At 74.6% G+C, this 18,295-nt stretch carries 13 protein-coding genes and 1 tRNA gene; 6 read left to right on the forward strand and 8 right to left on the reverse strand.

The window, feature by feature from the left end:
- Nucleotide 1: 1 nt before the first annotated feature.
- The 3 genes from eboE to A4V12_RS28885 are packed head-to-tail and all read left to right on the forward strand — an operon-like array spanning nt 2 to nt 3,665.
- Nucleotides 2–1,171 carry a metabolite traffic protein EboE gene (gene eboE, locus A4V12_RS28875; protein WP_064072378.1) on the forward strand — a complete coding sequence of 390 codons (1,170 nt, stop codon included), beginning with the start codon at nt 2–4 and terminating at the stop codon, nt 1,169–1,171.
- Nucleotides 1,168–2,556: a nucleotide pyrophosphatase/phosphodiesterase family protein gene (locus tag A4V12_RS28880; protein WP_064072379.1), complete on the forward strand. Its 1,389-nt coding sequence runs from the start codon at nt 1,168–1,170 to the stop codon at nt 2,554–2,556. The genes eboE and A4V12_RS28880 overlap by 4 nt, the downstream gene beginning before the upstream one ends.
- Nucleotides 2,557–2,609: 53 nt before the next feature.
- Nucleotides 2,610–3,665, forward strand: coding sequence for a sugar phosphate isomerase/epimerase family protein (locus A4V12_RS28885; protein WP_064072380.1), 1,056 nt, complete (start codon nt 2,610–2,612; stop codon nt 3,663–3,665).
- Between the two features lie 19 nt (nt 3,666–3,684).
- On the opposite strand, the gene A4V12_RS28890 is transcribed toward A4V12_RS28885, so the two are convergent.
- On the reverse strand, nt 3,685–4,992 hold the full coding sequence (locus A4V12_RS28890; protein WP_064072381.1) for a DUF2254 domain-containing protein: 1,308 nt from the start codon (nt 4,990–4,992) through the stop codon (nt 3,685–3,687).
- A 185-nt stretch (nt 4,993–5,177) separates the two neighbouring features.
- Here A4V12_RS28890 and A4V12_RS28895 point away from each other — a divergent pair.
- Nucleotides 5,178–5,265 (forward strand) — tRNA-Leu (locus A4V12_RS28895).
- 138 nt (nt 5,266–5,403) lie between these two features.
- Here the strand turns inward: A4V12_RS28895 and A4V12_RS28900 are convergent.
- The 7 genes from A4V12_RS28900 to A4V12_RS28930 all read right to left on the reverse strand — a co-directional run bounded on the left by A4V12_RS28900 (nt 5,404) and on the right by A4V12_RS28930 (nt 14,877).
- Nucleotides 5,404–5,628 carry a hypothetical protein gene (locus A4V12_RS28900; protein ID WP_064072382.1) on the reverse strand — a complete coding sequence of 75 codons (225 nt, stop codon included), beginning with the start codon at nt 5,626–5,628 and terminating at the stop codon, nt 5,404–5,406.
- A gap of 121 nt (nt 5,629–5,749) precedes the next feature.
- Nucleotides 5,750–8,674: an NHLP bacteriocin export ABC transporter permease/ATPase subunit gene (locus tag A4V12_RS28905; RefSeq protein WP_064072482.1), complete on the reverse strand. Its 2,925-nt coding sequence runs from the start codon at nt 8,672–8,674 to the stop codon at nt 5,750–5,752.
- A 49-nt stretch (nt 8,675–8,723) separates the two neighbouring features.
- On the reverse strand, nt 8,724–10,850 hold the full coding sequence (locus A4V12_RS28910) for an NHLP family bacteriocin export ABC transporter peptidase/permease/ATPase subunit (RefSeq protein ID WP_423564019.1): 2,127 nt from the start codon (nt 10,848–10,850) through the stop codon (nt 8,724–8,726).
- Nucleotides 10,851–10,930: 80 nt separating this feature from the next.
- Nucleotides 10,931–11,737, reverse strand: a complete 807-nt coding sequence (locus tag A4V12_RS28915; RefSeq protein WP_064072383.1) for an HlyD family efflux transporter periplasmic adaptor subunit — start codon at nt 11,735–11,737, stop codon at nt 10,931–10,933.
- A 94-nt stretch (nt 11,738–11,831) separates the two neighbouring features.
- Nucleotides 11,832–12,053, reverse strand: coding sequence for a hypothetical protein (locus A4V12_RS28920; RefSeq protein ID WP_064072384.1), 222 nt, complete (start codon nt 12,051–12,053; stop codon nt 11,832–11,834).
- Between the two features lie 431 nt (nt 12,054–12,484).
- Nucleotides 12,485–13,474, reverse strand: coding sequence for a polyprenyl synthetase family protein (locus A4V12_RS28925; protein WP_064072484.1), 990 nt, complete (start codon nt 13,472–13,474; stop codon nt 12,485–12,487).
- 362 nt (nt 13,475–13,836) lie between these two features.
- Nucleotides 13,837–14,877: a tetratricopeptide repeat protein gene (locus A4V12_RS28930; RefSeq protein ID WP_064072385.1), complete on the reverse strand. Its 1,041-nt coding sequence runs from the start codon at nt 14,875–14,877 to the stop codon at nt 13,837–13,839.
- A 226-nt stretch (nt 14,878–15,103) separates the two neighbouring features.
- Between A4V12_RS28930 and A4V12_RS28935 the strand changes: the two genes are divergently transcribed.
- Together A4V12_RS28935 and A4V12_RS28940 are read left to right on the forward strand one after the other, a co-directional pair.
- Nucleotides 15,104–15,859 (forward strand): HAD family hydrolase, encoded by a 756-nt coding sequence (locus tag A4V12_RS28935; protein WP_064072386.1) that lies wholly within the window; start codon nt 15,104–15,106, stop codon nt 15,857–15,859.
- The gene (locus A4V12_RS28940; RefSeq protein WP_064072387.1) at nt 15,856–18,282 is read left to right on the forward strand and encodes a glycoside hydrolase family 65 protein; all 2,427 of its coding nucleotides are present in this window, start codon (nt 15,856–15,858) and stop codon (nt 18,280–18,282) included. Before A4V12_RS28935 ends, A4V12_RS28940 begins: the two co-directional genes overlap by 4 nt.
- Nucleotides 18,283–18,295: the final 13 nt, after the last annotated feature.

Consider the following 18,295-nt stretch of genomic DNA (forward strand, 5'->3'; position numbering starts at 1 on the left):
GATGCGCTTCCGCCACCCGGACGGCTCCACCCTCCACCTCGCCTACTGCACCAACGTCCACCCCGCCGAAACGCTCGACGGAGTCCTCGCCCAGCTCCGCGACCACTGCGAACCGGTCCGCAGACGCCTCGGCCGCGACCGCCTCGGCATCGGCCTCTGGCTCGCCAGGGCCGCCGCGCACGCCCTCACCACCGACCCCGCCGCCCTGCGCGGCCTGAAGGCCGAACTCGACCGCCGGGGACTGGAGGTCGTCACCCTCAACGGCTTCCCCTACGAGGGCTTCGGCACCGGCGAGGTCAAACACCGCGTCTACCAGCCCGACTGGACCCGCCCCGAGCGGCTGGCCCACACCACCGACCTGGCCCGTCTCCTCGCCGCCCTCCTCCCCGCGGACGTCACCGAGGGGTCGGTCTCCACCCTCCCGCTCGCCTGGCGAACCCCCTTCGACACCGCCGCGGCCGCCCGCGCGCGCACCGCGCTCACCACCCTCGCCGAGCGCCTGGACGCCCTCGAGGACCTCACCGGCCGGTCCATCCGCATCGGCCTCGAACCCGAACCCGGCTGCACCATCGAGACCACCGCCGACGCGATCGGCCCGCTCACCGAGGTGTCCAGCCCCCGCATCGGCGTCTGCGTCGACACCTGTCACCTCGCCACCTCCTTCGAGGACCCCCGCACCGCCGTCGACGCCCTGGTGGCCGCCGGCGTCCCCATCCCCAAGGTCCAGCTGTCCGCCGCCCTCCACGCCGAACACCCCCACCTCCCCGAAGTCCGCGCCGCCCTCGCCGCCTTCGCCGAACCCCGCTTCCTGCACCAGACCCGCACCAGCACCGCCGCCGGCCTGCGCGGCACCGACGACCTCCCCGACGCCCTCCACGGCGACGTGCTCCCCGACGGCGGCCCCTGGCGGTCCCACTTCCACGTCCCCCTGCACCGCCCGCCCGCCGCGCCCCTCACCTCCACCCTCCCCGTCCTCCGCGACGCCCTGCACCGGCTCGTCGGCGGCCCCGCCCCGCACACCCGCCACCTCGAAGTGGAGACCTACACCTGGCAGGCGCTCCCGCCCGGCCTGCGCCCCCGCACCCGGGGCCGGCTCGCCGACGGCATCGCCGCCGAACTCACCCTCGCCCGCGACCTCCTCACCGACCTCGGCCTCAAGGAACTCCCATGAACCGGCCCACGCCCCTCCTGGTCCTGGACGTCGTCGGTCTCACCCCCCGGCTCCTGGAGCACATGCCCCGCCTCAGGAGCCTGGCGCGGTCCGGCTCCCACGCCCCGCTCGGCACCGTCCTGCCCGCCGTCACCTGCGCCGCCCAGTCCACGTTCCTCACCGGCGCCCTCCCCTCCGGACACGGCATCGTCGGCAACGGCTGGTACTTCCGCGAGCTCGGCGACGTCCTGCTGTGGCGCCAGCACAACGGACTGGTCGGCGGCGACAAACTCTGGGACGCCGCCCGCCGCGCCCACCCCGGCTACACCGTCGCCAACATCTGCTGGTGGTACGCCATGGGCGCCGACACCGACATCACCGTCACCCCCCGCCCCGTCTACTACGCCGACGGCCGCAAGGAACCCGACTGCTACACCCGGCCCCCGGCCCTGCACGACGAACTCACCGGCACGCTCGGCACCTTCCCCCTCTTCCACTTCTGGGGCCCCGGCGCCGGCATCGCCTCCAGCCGGTGGATCGTCGACGCCACCCGCCACGTCCTGCGCACCCGCGGCCCCGACCTCGCCCTGAGCTACCTGCCGCACCTCGACTACGACCTCCAGCGCTACGGCCCCGACGACCCCCGCTCCCACCGTGCCGCCACCGAGCTCGACTCCGTCATGGCCCCCCTCCTCGACGACGCCGAAGCGGAAGGCCGCACCGTCGTCGCCCTCTCCGAGTACGGCATCACCCGGGTGGACCGGCACGTCGACATCAACCGCGCCCTGCGCCGCGCCGGTCTGCTCGAGGTCCACACCCAGGACGGCATGGAGTACCTGGACCCCACCGCGTCCCGGGCGTTCGCCGTCGCCGACCACCAGATCGCCCACGTCTACGTACGACACCCGGAGAACCCGGAGAACCTGGCCGCCGCCCGCGCCGCCCTCGCCGACCTGCCCGGCATCGACACGCTCCTCGACGACGAGGGCAAGAAGGCCCACGGACTGGACCACCCCCGCTCGGGAGAACTCGTCGCCCTCGCCGCGCCCGACGCCTGGTTCACCTACTACTACTGGCTCGACGACGCACGCGCGCCCGACTTCGCCCGGCTCGTCGAGATCCACCGCAAGCCCGGCTACGACCCCGTCGAGCTGTTCATGGACCCCCTCGACCCCTACGTCCGCGTCAAGGCGGCCACGGCACTCGCCCGCAAGAAGCTCGGCATGCGCTACCGCATGGCGGTCGTCCCCCTCGACCCCTCACCCGTCCGCGGCAGCCACGGCCGCCTCCCCCCGAGCGACGACGAAGGTCCGCTCATCGTGTGCTCCACCCCCCGCGCACTCCCGGGCCGCGTCGCGGCCACCGATGTGAAAGCGCTGCTGCTCGCACTCGCCGGTCTGCACTGATCCCCAGCGACCTCCAGTGAAGCAGAAGCCACCGACAACGAGGAGTTATCCACATGCCGCTCACGCCCAGGACCACCGACCCCGAACTCGCGCGCACACTCAGCAGACGGAACATGCTCGGGGTCGCCGCCGGCGCCACCGCCGCCGCCCTGCTCGGCGGCGCGACCACCGCGTCGGCCGCCGGCACCGCGCCCGTCCCAGGCACCGCGTCGGCCGCCGGCCGGGGACGCCCCGTCCTGCCCCCGGGGCGCCTCGGCATACAGCTGTACTCCCTGCGCGACAAGGTCTCCACCCTCGGCTTCGCCAGGGTCTTCGAGGAGCTGCGGCGCTTCGGCTACGACGAGGTCGAGTACGCCGGCTACTCCCAGGGCTCCGCCGGCCCCCTCACCCTCGCCCAGCTCAGGCGCCTCACCCGCGACCACGGCCTGCGCGCCATCGGCAGCCACGTCGGCTACTACTCCGACGACCCCGGCGCGTACACCTTCGCCCAGAACCTCACCAAGGTCCTCGACGACGCCCAGGCCCTCGGCCTGAAACACATCGGCACCGCCTCCGGCCCCTGGCGCTACGGCGCCACCGTGGACGGCTGGAAGCGCTGCGCCGAGGAGTTCAACCACTACGGCGCCGAGGCGAGGAAGCGCGGCATGAAGTTCTACCAGCACAACCACGCCGAGGAGTTCTCCTTCGCCACCGACCGGCCCGACGTCCGCCTCTACGACGTCCTGCTCGCCGAGACCGACCCCGACCTCGTCTACCTGGAGATGGACATCTACTGGGCGTATGCCGGCCGGTTCCGGTTCGGCAGGCGTCCCGACGGCACGCCCGCCCCCTTCGACCCCCTCGCCTACGTACTGGAGCAGCCCGACCGCTACCCGCTCTTCCACGTCAAGGACGGCGAACGCGACGACACCGCCCGGGACGGCTACCGGATGGTGGACGTGGGCGACGGCGACATCGACTACCAGCGCTTCATCTCGGCCGTCGGCCGCACCCACGGCGGCCGGCGCGACCACCACTGGCAGGCCGAGCACGACAACCCGGCCGAGTCCCTCACCTTCGCCCGCAAGGCCGCCTCGCACCTCCACTCGCTGCGCGAGAAGGACTGCTGAGCGGACCCACGCCGAGGACCTACCCGATGCCCTGCCGGTCGGGCCGCAGCGCGAACGCCCGGTCGGCGGGCTGCGGCACCCCCCGCCCCCCCGCCCCCCGGAGGAGCGCCCGGTGCCGCAGCAGCGGCTCCCGCCGTTCCGCCGGGGTCAGCAGGAGCAGGTCGTCGATGGCCGCCAGCATCCGCCGCGTCACCTGGGCGCTCGGCACCGAGCAGGCCCTCAGCTCGGCGAAGGCGAGGTCCACCAGGTCGCCCCAGCCCGGCACGTCCCGGACCAGCCGTACCGCTCCCCGCCGGTCACGGTGCCGCACGGTCCCCAGGGGCCGGGGCGCCACGGCCGCCAGGTACTGCACGATCCGGTCGAGGCACTGGACGGCCGTCGTCGGGTCGTTCACCGCCGACGACATGGCCCGCAGCGCGATGTCGACCAGCTGCCGCAGCCCGAACGACACGTCCTGGTGGGACGTCCGCTCCACCCCCACCCACACCGCGGAACGCAGCGCCGCCGGGAGCGGCGCACGGCCACCGTGCACGGCCAGCACCGGAGTACCGGGCACCACGTAGTCCCCGATGCGTGGGATCAGCCGCAGCACCACGTCCTGCCGCCGTGCCAGCCGCACCAGGCGCGCCACGTCCACGTCCCGCAGCACCCCGGCCCGGCCCCGGTGCGCCACCCGGCCGGACTCCGGCGGCAGCGCCACCACCTCCGCCGCACCGGCCGGCTGCCGCCCCAGCGTCCGCAGCGCCTCCCTGGTGATCAGGTCCACCACCGGCCCCACCTGCATCAGCCGCAGCGTCGTCGTCACGTACGCGATGAACAGCAGCAGGCTCAGCAGCACCAGCAGCAGCGTGACCACCGACTGCACCAGGGGCACCGACGTCACGCGCGCCGGGTCCGTCGCGCTCTCGTACGACGTCAGGACGAGCAGCGAGAACAGGAACGTCGACAGGAAGACCGTCAGCGTCAGCTTGCTGATCCGGCTCCGGACGAAGATCCGCACCACCCGGGGCGTCAGCTGCCCGCTGGCCATCTGCACGGCCACCAGCGAGATGCTGAAGACGACACCGATGAAGGTCATCATGGCCGAGCTGACCGCGACCACGATCGTCTTGGCGTCCTCGGCAATCGCGGCGAGGTCACCGATCTCCGCGTACGCCCGCCGGTCCCGCAGGTGGTCGACGATCGCCTCGTCGACCGTCGCGGCCGCGATCCAGAGCACGATCGCACCCGCCAGCCCCGCGGTCGGCGCGAACCAGAACGTGTCCCTCAGATGCTCCCGGAGCGCCGACAGGGTGCGGGGCCTCCGGTACTCCGGCGCAAAGCTCACCCTCCGCACGCTATCCCTACGGTGCGTGCACCCGGCGAGACGCTGCGTATGTGTCGCCGCGCGGCGTCCCCGACGGCCCGCCCCGGCCGCCTGACCACGGGATATACGGGTGAAGGGCACCTCGAACCCCTGGTAGAGTTATCCATGTCGCCGCGGGGAACACCCCGCGAAACGACAGACACCTTGTCCGGGTGGCGGAATGGCAGACGCGCTAGCTTGAGGTGCTAGTGCCCTTTATCGGGCGTGGGGGTTCAAGTCCCCCCTCGGACACCACTGAAAACCCCAGTCCATCTGGGGTTTTTCTGTTTTCCGGGCCCGGGCTCGGGAAACGCCGGCGGGCCCGCACGGCGGCGGCCGCCGGGACGACCACGTTGTCGTCCCGGCGGCCGTCGTGCGACGGGGGTGGGCCGTTTACCACTCGGCGCCGATGGCGCCGCCCTTGTTCCAGCCGCCGGCGGCGATCTTGGAGCCGCCGGCCGATTCGAGGGCGGCGAACTTGCCCTTGTCCCACTCGAAGGCGTGGAAGCTGCCGTGGTCGTCGTCCTTGTCGTTGCCGCCGTGGGCGGCGGCGGGGACGGTGCCGAGGGCCATGGCAGCGGCGACGAGGGCCGTGCAGGCGAAGGCCTTCCTGAGCATGTGATCCTCCGTGGACGCGCCGCCCGGTCCGTCCGGGCGGGGTTCGCAGGGAGCCGTTCCCGGATTCGCGGGGAACGGCGCGCCCCCGAGGGTCGATCCCACCCTTTCGAGGGGGGCCCGGTCAGCGCATTTGGCGGCGCACCAGGTCGTACAGGTGGCCGTGGGGGTCGCCCAGGAGCGCGGCGGGCGGACCCTGCTCGACGACGCGGCCCGCCGACATGACGATCACCCGGTCGGCGTCCAGGACCGTCGACAGGCGGTGGGCGATCACCAGCCGGGTGGCGTCGAGCCGGCGAGTGGAGTCCATGACGGTGCGCTGCGCCGCGTTGTCCAGCGCGCTCGTCGCCTCGTCCAGGAACAGGATCCGGGGGCGGCGCACCAGGGCCTGGGCGATCATCAGCCGCTGCCGCTGGCCGCCGGAGATCGCCCCGCCGCCGGCGATCATCGTGTGCAGGCCCATCGGCATCCGCCGGATGTCCTCCGCCAGGCCGGCCATCTCGGCCGCCGCCCACACCTCCTCCTGCGAGAACGATTCGGCACCGCTGATGCAGTCCAGGATCGAGCCGGTCAGGGGCTGGGCGTTCTGCAGGACGACACCGCACTGGCGGCGCACCGCCGCCTGGTCGAGGGCGGTCAGGTCCTGCCCGTCGTACAGGACGCTGCCCGACACCGGCCGGTCGAAGCCGATCAGCAGGCGCAGGAGCGTCGACTTGCCGCAGCCGCTCGGGCCGACCACCGCGACGAACTCGCCCGGGCGGATGTCGAGCGACACGTCGTCCAGGACCAGGGGCGCGTCGTCGGAGTACCGGAAGGAGAGGTTGCGGGCCTCCACGGCGCCCGACAGGACACCGGGCGCCGTGGTGGAGCCGCGGACCTCCGGGGCCTCCTCCAGGATCGGCTTGACCTGCTCGTACAGGGGCAGCGCCGCGGCGGCCGAGACCAGGGCGCCGGTGATCTGCGTGACGGACGCCAGCAGCATCGTCACCGACGTGCTGAACGTCAGGAACTCGCCGGCCGTCATGCTGCCCCGCGCCGGGCCCGCCAGCAGCATGAACATGATGAGCGAGCAGAGCGGGAGGTGCACCGCGTCCAGGACGGTGGTGACGTTGCGGATCCCGCCGGCCTTCCGCTGCAGTTCGCGGGAGCGGGCGAACTCCCGTGCCCACGCCGCGTACGCGAAGCTCTCCGCCGCCGCGACCCGCAGTTTCGGCAGCCCCCGCAGGGTCTGGAAGGCCTGGTTGTTCAGCTTGTTGTTCAGCTCGACCAGCCGCCGCTGCCAGCGCACCTGCCACAGCCCGAGCCCGAGGAAGACGACCGCGACGACCAGCAGCATGGCCAGGGCCGCCAGCGCCAGCGGGACGCTGTAGCAGAGCAGCAGCACCAGGTTGACCGCACCGACCGTGCCCGCCTGCACGGCCACCGGCCCGACGCCGGCCAGGACGCGCCGGATCGCGCTGATCCCCATGGCGGCGCTCGCCAGCTCCCCGGTGGAACGGGCGGCGAAGAACGCCGTCGGCAGCCGCAGCAGCCGGTCCCACACGGCAGGCTGGAGGACGCTCTCGATGCGCCCCTCCATCCGCAGCACCGTCAGGTTCTGCAGCAGCATGAACGCCGCCGACACCACGGCCGCCACCATCACGGCCAGCGCCAGCTGCGCGATCGGGCCCGTCTGCGCGGTCGGTACGTAGACGCCGAGGATCGTGCCGGTGGCGACCGGCACCAGCGCCCCCAGCCCCACGGTCACCAGCCCCGCGAGCGCCAGGTTGCGGAGGTCGCCCCCGGCGCCCCGCAGACCGAAGCGCAGCAGCCGCGCCGGCGTCAGCGGCCGCTCCGGCAGCGGCCGGTAGAACATCACCGCCCGCGGCTCCAGCTCGGCCGCCCTCCCCTCGTCGACCCGCAGCCGCAGCCCCGACGCCGGGTTGACCGCCTCGTACCGGCCGCGCCGCCACAGCAGGGCCACCGGCGCGCCCGACTTCGCCCAGTGCCCCACCAGCGGCCCGGAGTCCGTGCGCCACCAGCGCCCCTCCAGCCGCACCGCGCGGGTACGGACCCGGGAGGCGACCGCGATGCGCTCCACGGCGCCGGTCCGCTCGTCGGCAGCCCCGCCCGCCGACGGCTCGGCCAGCGTGATCCCGGCCGCGCGGGCGACGTGCCGGCACACCGCGAACGTGGCGTCGTCCGACGCCGCGGACGCCTTCTTCCGTGCCCCGCGTCCGGGCCGGCCGATCGACGCCAGCAGCGCCTGGTCGGCCCGTGCGCGGACCGCCTCACCGGCCTTGAGGCCGGCCGCCGCGCGGTCCTCGTGGGCGCGCTCCAGCCGCTCGATCCAGCGGTCCACGGCGGACAGCAGCCGGTACTGCTGGTTCACCATCCGCTGCCACAGCGCCGCGTCGACCAGCAGGTCGCCCGCCCCGTCCCCGCCGTACACGGCCGCGTACGCGGCGCCGTACCGGACGCTGCCGGGCGGGACCGGCATCCACAGCATGTCGTCTGCGGCGGGGGCCCCGTCGCCCGGCGCGCGGCCCTCGTCGAGCGGCGCCTCGAACAGCACGCCCAGACTGCGCGCGGTGCCCAGCGCGAAGGCCTCCTCCAGAGGGCTCGCCCCGCCGTACGGTTCGTGTGCACCGTACGGGTCGTGTTCGCCGTACTGGTCGTGTGCCTCGTACGGTTCGCGTGCACCGTACGGTTCGTGTGCGCCGTACGGGTCGGGCCCGGCGTACAGCTCGCGCAGCGCGATCCGGCGCAGCACGCAGTCCTGCGTCGGGCGGCCCACCAGCGTGTGCTGCGGTCCCTGGACCGGGCCGAGAAGCAGGCTGCCGGCCTCCAGGCGGCCGAGGAAGTGCCAGTGCCCCTGCTGCGCGGCGTCGACCGCGAACAGGTCGAGTCCGCCCGCGACGACCAGCCACAGCACGTGCGGTCCCTCCAGCGGCACGTGCCGCAGGCCCGCCCCCGCGACGGGACCGCCCAGCGCGCCCAGCGCGTGGACCACCGGATCGGTACCCGTCCCGGGGTGCGCGGGTGGTGCCTGCGCGGGCTCCGTGTGCACGGGTGCGGTGTGCGTGGCCGGCTGCGCGGACCGCGGGTGTACGGACACGTCAGCGCTCCTCGACCAGCTCGGCGTACGCGCCGCGCGCGGCGAGCAGGTCCTCGTGGCGGCCCCGTTCGACGACCGTGCCGTGGTCGAGCACCACGATCTCGTCGCTGTCGCGGACGGTGGACAGCCGGTGGGCGATGACCACGCACGCGCAGCCGCGGCGGCGCAGGTTGTCGATGATGACCTGCTCGGTGCGGGCGTCGAGGGCGCTCGTCACCTCGTCCAGCACCAGTACGCTCGGCCGCCGGACCAGCGCGCGGGCGATCTCCAGGCGCTGGCGCTGGCCGCCCGAGAAGTTGCGGCCGTCCTGTTCGACGCGGCTGTGGATGCCCCCGGGGCGGCGGGCGACGTCGTCGTACACGGCGGCGTCCCTGAGGGCGGCGGTGACGGCGTCGTCCGGTATGGAGGGGTCCCACAGGGCGACGTTGTCCCGGACGGTCCCCTCGAAGAGGAACACGTCCTGGTCGACGAACGACACCGAGGCGGCCAGCGCCCCGCGCGGGATGTCCTCCAGGCGTCGGCCGTCGATGCGGATCGTCCCCTCCCAGGGGGTGTAGAGGCCGGCGAGCAGCCGGGACACGGTCGACTTGCCGCTCCCGGAGCCGCCGACCAGCGCGACCTGCCGGCCGGGACGCACCGTGAGGGAGAAGCCGCTCAGCAGCGGGGCGTCCAGCGGGCTGTAGCCGAAGGTGACGTCCTCCAGCTCCACATGGCCCTTGAGGCGGCGGGTGCCGGTGTCCGGCTCCACGCGCGCGTAGAGGGCGTCCACGGGGAAGTTCTCCACGTCCTTGAGCCTGGCCACGTCGGCGGCGAAGTCCTGGATGCGGCCGGCCACGCCGTTCAGCCGGGTGAGGGGCGCGGTGAAGCGGGTGACGAGTGCCTGGAAGGCGACGAGCAGGCCGATGGAGAGGTGGCCCTCCACCGCCCGCAGGCCGCCGATCCACAGGATCAGCGCGCTGTTGAGGGTGGCCAGGGTGGGGGCGACGACGGCCAGGGCGGCGCTGGGCACCCCGAGGCGCTGCTGCACCTCCAGGGTGGTGGCGTGCTGGCCGGCCCAGCGGCGGAAGTAGCCGTTCTCGCCGCCGGTCGCCTTCATCGTCTCGATCAGCTGGAGGCCCGTGTAGGAGGTGTTCGTCAGCCGGGCGCTGTCCGCCCGCAGCTTCTGGGTGTGCGTGGACCGCAACCGGATGACCGTCCGCATCGCGACGACGTTGAGCAGCGCCATGAGCACGCCCACGACGGTCAGTTGCGGGTCGTACGTCCACAGCAGCAGCGCGTAGAGGACGACCACGACGCCGTCGACCCCGGCCGCGGCGAGGTCCCGGGCCAGGGTCTCGGCCACCGCGTCGTTGGACTGGAGCCGCTGCACCAGGTCCGCGGGGCTGCGCTGCGAGAAGAACGTGACCGGCAGCCGCATCAGGTGCCGCAGGAAGCGGGCGCTGCCGAGGGTGGAGGAGATGAGACGTCCGCGCAGCAGGTTGGCCTGCTGCAGCCCGGTCAGCACGGCGGTCAGGGCGACCGTCACCGCCATCGCCGCGAACAGCGGCCCGAGGACCGAGGTCTGGCGGCCGATCAGGAACATGTCGATGTACGTACGGCTCAGCGCGGGCACGGCCGCGCCCACCGCGACGAGCAGCAGGCTGGCGAGCAGTGCCGCGAGGAGGGTTCCCGTCGTGCCCCGCAGCCGCGCGGGCACGGCGCCGAGGAACCCGGGTCTGCGGCCGCCCCTGCGGAAGCGGGGGCCGGGCTCGAAGACCAGGGCGACCCCGGTGAAGCTGGTGTCGAACTCCTCCGGCGGGACGAGGCGGCGCCCCTTGCCGGGGTCGTTGACCCATACGCCCCGGCGGCCGAACCGGCGCCCCGGGCCGTCGTGGACGACGTAGTGGTTGAACTCCCAGAAGAGGATGGCCGGGGCGGGCACTTCCGCCAGCGCCTCCGGCTCCATCTGCATGCCCTTGGCCTCCAGGCCGTAGCCGCGCGCCGCCTTCAGGATGTTGGCGGCGCGCGAGCCGTCGCGGGAGACGCCGCACGCGATGCGCAGCTCCTCCAGCGGCACGTGCCGTCCGTGGTGGGCGAGCACCATGGCGAGGCAGGCGGCCCCGCACTCGACGGCCTCCATCTGCAGCACGGTGGGGGTGCGGACGGTCCGGGGCCGTTTCCTCCTCGGCGCGGTCCGTGCGGGGGCGCGGCGGCGGCCGCCCGGCGCGCTCACGGCAGCAGCCAATCGGCGGGGTGCTGCGTGGCCAGGTGCACGGTGGCGCTCACCGGGGTCATGGAGTCGAGGGCGTGGGCGGGTCCGTCCGGCGTCGACCAGGCGTACCCGCTGCGGGTCGAGGAGGACCGCTCCAGCCGGACCGTGACCGCCACGGGCTGGCCGGAGCGCGAGAACTGGTCGCCGAGCTGGCTGCTGCCGAGGTACGCGGTGATGTGGCGGCGGGTCTGCGCGGTGCGTCCGACGGCCTCGACCCGGCCGCGCAGGACGCCGTACGACGCGGTCGGCACCGACTGGACGGTCAGGTCGACGGCGGCGCCCACGGGCACGTGCGCGCCGCGGTCGGCGGGGACGTACAGCGTGGCCGTGAGGGGGGCGGTCTCGTCGTCGACGCGTTCGACGGCGGCCACGTCGGCGCCGGTGGTGACCACGGAGCCGATGGTCGCGACGAGGGTGGTCACCCGGCCCGCGGCGACGGCGCGGACGACCGCCGGCCCCTGGGCGGTGCGGACCTTCAGCAGCGGCGCGCCGGCGGCGAGGTGGTCGCCCTCCTCGGCGAGCACGGCGGTGACCTGGCCGGCGACGGGGCTCTGGAGGACGTAACCGCCCTTGCCGTGGGTGAGGATCCCGGGCGCGGTGAGCGTGGTGGACACCGAGCCGGTGACGGCCCAGACGGCGGCGGCCGCCATGGCGACGACGGTGACGGCCAGCACGAGAAGACCCTGCGGCCGGGCGAGACGCACCGGCAGGTCGATTTCCTCGGGCGATTGCAGTTTGGAAAGGGCCTTTTGGCGGAACTGCACGTAACTCTTACCTCGACTGCACAGGTCCGGGTCGGAAGCGAACAGGGCGACGAGCCCCGGAACTCATGGGGTTCCGGGGCTCACCCGTACCGTCTCAGAGGCCGGCGACCAGGCCGGTGACGGCCGAGGTGTTGAGGCCCGCGAAGGACTCGACCGCGCCGACGGCCGTGGTGGCGACGGTGGAGACCGGGGCGACCGAGTCGAGGGTGGCCGTCGCGCTGGCGACGGCACCGCCGGCGACGGCGCTGTGCAGGCCACCGGAGACGGCGTCCAGGTCGGCGTCGGAGATCTCCTGGGTCTGGATCTGCGGGTTCATGTTGTTCCCTTCGCGCGAATAACTCGAAATGACTGCGGAGCGGGCCTTTGTGCGACCGGCGCAGTGCGAAGGATCAAAGCACGGGCGTGTATTGCTCAGCCAATCCGTCACGGGCCCGCAAAGCCTTTTCCGCGGTGGTCGATCGTCTTCATGTGCAGACGGGTTCATGGCTTGGTGGCAGCTTCTTCACACGGGCGGCCCCGCCCTTTCCGCCACTCCGGCCGCCGGCATTTCGGAACGGTACATTCCGGTACCAACGGCCGGATGGCCGGGCCGGGTTCATGACCGCCGGCGGGAGGCCCTGTGACGCCTGTACATTCGGTGTGCAGATTCCCTGACAATGCCTCATAACGGGTCCGGTCACCGAGTACGGGGCGGGCCGCCGCCCCGCCCTCGACCGCCTCCGGCGGCGGCGGCCCGCCCGCCCCGGGTCACACGGAGCGGCCCACCACGTACGGCAGCAGCGCGAGGAGCCGGCCGGCCGGCTCCGGGGCCAGCGGGACACCGCGCAGGCACGCCCGCGCCCGGTCCAGGCGGACGCGGGCCTCCGCCAGGGCCGACTCCCGGCCCCCCGCCTCCTCGACCAGCCCGGCCGCCCGCCGCAGCGCGTCCCCGTCCAGCGGGCCCGGCCCGGAGAGGAGCGCCGCCAGCCGCCCCGACGCCGGTGTCCCGGCCGCCAGGGCGGCCAGCACCGGCAGGGTCTTCTTGCGGCGCCGCAGGTCGCCGTGGACCGGCTTGCCCGTCGTCGCCGGGTCGCCCCACAGCCCCAGCACGTCGTCGACCGCCTGGAAGGCCACGCCCAGCTGCCGCCCCGCCGTGGTCAGCGCGTCCACCGTCGCCCCCGGCGCGCCCGCCAGCACGGCTCCCAGCGCCGCCGCACAGCCCAGCAGGGCGCCCGTCTTGTGCTCGGCCATCCGCAGGTACGCGTCCACCGGGACCGCACCGGGGCCGGTCCACGGCCGCCCCTCGAACAGCAGGTCCTCGGCCTGGCCGTCCACCACGTCCCCCAGGTCCGCCGACAGGCGCCGCACGGCCGCCCCTCCGTGCGGTCCGGGCGAGCCCGCGAGCACCTCGAAGGCCAGCGCGAACAGCGCGTCGCCGGCCAGGACCGCGGGTCCCGTCCCGTACGCCTTCCACGCCGCCGGGCGCTGCCTGCGGGTCTCGTCGCCGTCCATGATGTCGTCGTGGAGCAGGGTGAACGTGTGCACCAGCTCCACCGCCACGGCACCGTCCACGGCGGCCTCGGCCGGTGCCCCCGCCGCCTCGGCGCACAGGACCGCCAGCGCCGTGCGCACGCCCTTTCCGGAGGATCCGGCACGCGGTTCGCCCCCGTGCTCCCACCACCCGAAGGCGTACCCGGCCATCTCCGCCGGCCACGCGTGCATCCCGGCGACGCGTTCCCGCAGCACCGGTTCCACCATGCCCCGGCACCGGTCGAGCACCGCCGCCACGGCACCTCCGTCCCCGCCCGGCGCCCCGCCTGGAGCCCCGTCCAGGGCCCCGCCGTCCGGCACCGGTTGGTCCGGCACCGGTTGGTCCGGCACCGGGTGCTCCGGCACCGGGTGCTCCGGGGCCGGGTCGTCCACCGCCGGGTGGTCCCGGCCGGCTCCCGTCGCGGCGTCCGCGGCCACAGCCGCGTGCACGGTGCCGCCCGGCGCCCGCAGGTCGTCGCGCCTGCGCGCGTGCTCCGGCCCCGCCGGGCCGCCCGCGGCGGCGGTCGCCGGCGGGCCCTGCGCCTCGCCGGCCGCGGGCGGCGTCACGGACCGGTTCTGGGGGCGTGTCATCAGCGGGACTCCTCGAAGGACAGGCCGAGCTCGGCGAGGGCCTTGTCGACCATGGCACGGGCGTGACGCAGGCCCATGCCGTCCAGGATGCCCCGCAGCTCCGCCAGTTCCGCGGCGGTCCGCCCCGGATCCGCGCCGAGTCGGGCCCGGGCCTTGACGCAGCCCAGGCGCGACAGGGCCTCGCCCCGCGGCTCGTCCATCGCCCGGAACTCGCCCAGCGCCTGCTCGTAGGTCGTCAGCGCCTCCGCGTACCGCCCCGCCCGGTACAGCACGTTCGCCCGCATCTTGTGGTTGTAGGCCAGCGCGCCCGACAGGTCCATCTCGCGGCAGGTCGCCTCCGCCCGGCCGAGCAGCTCCAGCGCGCGGGCCGCGTCCCCGTCGCGCACGGACACGACGTCGGCGAGCCCGCGCAGCGCCCAGGCGTGACCGCGCCGGTCGTCCGCGGCGGCCGCTATCCCGGCGGCCTCCTCGAACAGCTCGTACGCCGTGTCGTACCGGCCGCTGTTGCGGTGCATCTGCGCGATGCCCTCCAGCGCCCACACGGTGTGCCGCGCCTCGCCCCGCCGGCGCGCCTCCGCCAGCAGCTCGTCGTGGAGCGCCCCCACCGCCTCGTAGTCGCCCTGGATCCGGCCGGTCTCCGCGAGCCCGGCCAGCGAATAGCCGTGCGCGACGACGTCACCGCCCCGTTTGCCCAGGTCGGCGGCGTACCGCAGCAGACGGAAGGCGAGCGGGAGCGCGCCCCGCTGCCGGGCCAGGGTGCCCCCGCTCCACAGCGCCCACGCCATGGCCGGTACGTCCCCGGCGGACCGGGCCGTACGGTAGCTCGACTTCCACGCCCGGTCGGCCGCCTCGACGTCGCCGAGCCTCCGGTGCGCCTCCGCCACGGCGAGCGCGGCGCGCGCCGTCTCGTGGGCGTCCCCCGCCCGCCGGGCGGCGGCCAGCTGCTCGGTGGCCGCGGCCAGTACGTCCGTGAGCGAGGAATTCACCGACAGCGCGCTGAGCGCCCCCTGGTACTCCGGCGCGAGTGCCTTGCTGAACATGGGTCCCTCTCCGCGAGGGGCGGCCACGGGCCGTACGGCAGGTGCGCCATCGGTGTGGCCCCCCTCTTCTCTCGTCCTGTCCGGCTGACTGCGCGCGCTTCGGCAGGGAAGAGGATCAAGAGACGGGAGAGGTTCCACTTCCGGGTGACGGAAGCGGGCGCCGCCGCGTACCCCGCCCGTAGCCGGGAACCCGCCAGGTCCGGGAGCGCGACCAGGAGGACCGCCCATGACCGCACAGGCCCCCGCCCACCGGCTGAGCGCCATGCGCGCGGTGGTGTGCGACACCGACGGTGTGATCACCGACACGGCCCGGTTGCACGCCGCGGCCTGGAAGGCGGCCTTCGACGCCCACCTGCGCGCCCGGGCCGGCGGCGCCGACCCCGAGCCCTTCGACGCCACCGGCGACTACCTCCGGTACGTCGACGGCAGGTCCCGCCGCGACGGCGCGGCGGCCTTCCTCACCGCCCGCGGGCCGGGCCGCCCGGCACCCGCAGAGGTCGAGGCCGTGGCCGCCGAGAAGGAACGGCTGTTCACCGCGCTGCTCGCCGAGCGGGGCGTACGCGCGTACCCCGGTACCGTGCGGCTCCTCACCGCCCTGCGGGACGCGGGCATCCCGCTGGCCGCCGTCTCCGCCTCCCGCCACGCCCGCGAGGTCCTCGCCGCCGCCGGGGTGCTGGACCTCTTCGACGTGTGCGTCGACGGCGTGGCGGCCGCCCGGCTGGGGCTCCCCGGCAAGCCCGACCCGGCGCTCTTCCTGGAGGCCGCCCGGCGCCTCGCCGTCCCGCCCGCCGGGTGCGCGGTCGTCGAGGACGCCCTCGCGGGGGTCGAGGCCGGACGGCGCGGCGGCTTCGGCCTGGTCGTGGGCGTCGACCGCACGGCCGGCCCCGGCACGGCGGACGCCCTGCGCGCGGCCGGCGCCGACGTCGTCGTGCGCGATCCGGCGGACCTGCTCGCCGCACCCGGCGCCGGGGTGCCGTCGTGACGTCCTGGACCTGGGAGTACGAGGGGTACGAGCCCGCCCGGGAGAGCCTGCGCGAATCGCTGTGCACCCTGGGCAACGGCTACTTCGCCACCCGCGGCGCCGCCCCCGAGTGCTCCGCCGACGCCGTCCACTACCCCGGGACGTACGTGGCGGGCTGCTACAACCGCCTCACCTCCGACGTGGCCGGCCGCGCGGTCGAGAACGAGGACATGGTCAACCTGCCGAACTGGCTGCCGCTGCGCTACCGCATCGACGACTCCGAGACCACCGGTGCCTGGCTCGGGCCCGACAGCGACGAACTGACCGACCACCGCCAGACCCTCGACCTGCGGGCCGGCACCCTCGAACGCCTCGTCCGCTACGAGGACGACGCCGGCCGCCGCCTCGCCGTGCGCCAGACCCGCGTCGTCCACATGGCCTCCCCGCACCTCGCGGCCCTGCGCACCGAGTTCACCGCCGAGAACTGGGCCGGCACGCTGGACGTCGAGGCCGCGCTCGACGGCGACGTCACCAACGGCGGCGTCGCCCGCTACCGGCAGCTCGCCTCCCGCCACCTCACCCATGTGCACACCGGCGACGCCGCCGCCGACACGGTGTGGCTGCGCTGCCGCACCCGCACCTCCGACATCCGCGTCGGCATGGCCGCCCGCACGGTCACCACCGGCGCCGCGGACGCCCGGCCCACGGCCCACCACACCGACCGCCGCGCCGCCCAGCGCCTCCGGCTGGCGCTCAGGCCCGGGAGCCCGGTCGTCGTCGACAAGACCGTCGCCCTGCACACCTCGCGGGACGCGGCGATCAGCGACCCCGTGCACGCCGCCGCCGACCGGGTGCGCCGCGCGCCCGGCTTCGACGCGCTGCTGCTGTCCCACCGCGCCGCCTGGCGGCAGCTGTGGCGGCGGGCCGCCCTGGAGGTGCCGAACCAGGCGGGCCGCATCCTGCGCCTGCACCTGTTCCACGTCCTGCAGACCCTCTCCCCGCACACCGCCGACCTCGACGTCGGCGTGCCCGCCCGCGGCCTGCACGGCGAGGCCTACCGCGGCCACATCTTCTGGGACGAGCTCTTCGTCCTGCCCTACCTCAACCTGCACTTCCCCGAGGTGTCCCGGGCCCTGCTCACCTACCGCCACCGGCGGCTGGAACGCGCCCGCTTCGCCGCCCGCGACGCGGGCTGCACCGGCGCCATGTACCCCTGGCAGAGCGGCAGCGACGGCCGCGAGGAGACCCAGCTCCTCCACCTCAACCCCCGCTCGGGACGCTGGCTGCCCGACCACTCCCACCTCCAGCACCACGTCGGCTCGGCCATCGCCTACAACGTGTGGCAGTACTGCGAGGCCAGCGGCGACACCGAGTTCCTGCACACCAAGGGCGCGGAGATGCTGCTCCAGATCGCCCGCTTCTGGGCCTGCCGCTCCGCCTGGGACCCGGACCTCGGCCGCTACCGCATCCGGGGCGTCCTCGGCCCCGACGAGTACCACGACGCCTACCCGGACGCCGCCCGGCCGGGCCTCGACGACAACGCGTACACCAACGTCACGGCCGCCTGGGTGCTCGCCCGCACCCTGGAGGTCGTGCGCGACCTGCCGGAACCGCGCCGGCGGGAGCTGGCCGAGCGCACGGAGCTCGACCACACCGAGCTGGAACTGTGGGAGGACGTCTCCCGCCGGCTGCACGTCCCGTTCCACCGCGGCGTCATCAGCCAGTTCGAGGGCTTCGGCGACCTGGCGGAACTCGACTGGGAGGGCTGGCGGCGGCGGTACGGCGACATCCGCCGGCTCGACCGCATCCTTGAGGCGGAGGGCGACTCCGTCAACCGCTACCAGGCGTCCAAGCAGGCCGACGTCCTCATGCTCGGCTATCTCTTCCCGCCCGCCGAGCTGCGGGCGCTGCTGCGCCGGCTGGGCCACGACCTGGACGACGCGACCTGGCACCGGACCGTCGACTACTACCTGCGCCGCACCAGCCACGGCTCGACGCTCAGCGGCCTGGTGCACGGCTGGGTCCTCGCCCGGGTGCGGCGCTCCGAGGCGTGGCGGTTCTGCCAGGAGGCGCTCGAAGGGGACATCGCCGACATCCAGGGCGGCACCACCGGGGAGGGTATCCACCTGGGCGCAATGGCGGGCACCCTCGACCTCGTCCAGCGTGGCCTGACCGGCCTGGAGGCCCGCGACGGGGTCCTGCGCCTCGACCCGGTGCCGCTGCCCGAGCTGTCCGAGTACGACTTCACCCTCCGCTACCGGGGCCACTGGGGCGTACGGCTGCGCATGACGCCCGGCAGCCTGCGCATCGCCGTGCCCGGCTCGGGCAGCGAGCCGATCGGCATCGAGCTGGCCGGTGGCGCGCCCGTCCCGGTCCAGCCGGGGGAGGTGTGCGAGCTGCGGCTCCCCGACGAGGGCGCCGGGGACGCGCCGGACCGGCGGTGAGGGCCCGCCGGTA

This window comes from Streptomyces noursei (assembly GCF_001646665.1).
Lineage (GTDB): Bacteria > Actinomycetota > Actinomycetes > Streptomycetales > Streptomycetaceae > Streptomyces > Streptomyces lavendulocolor.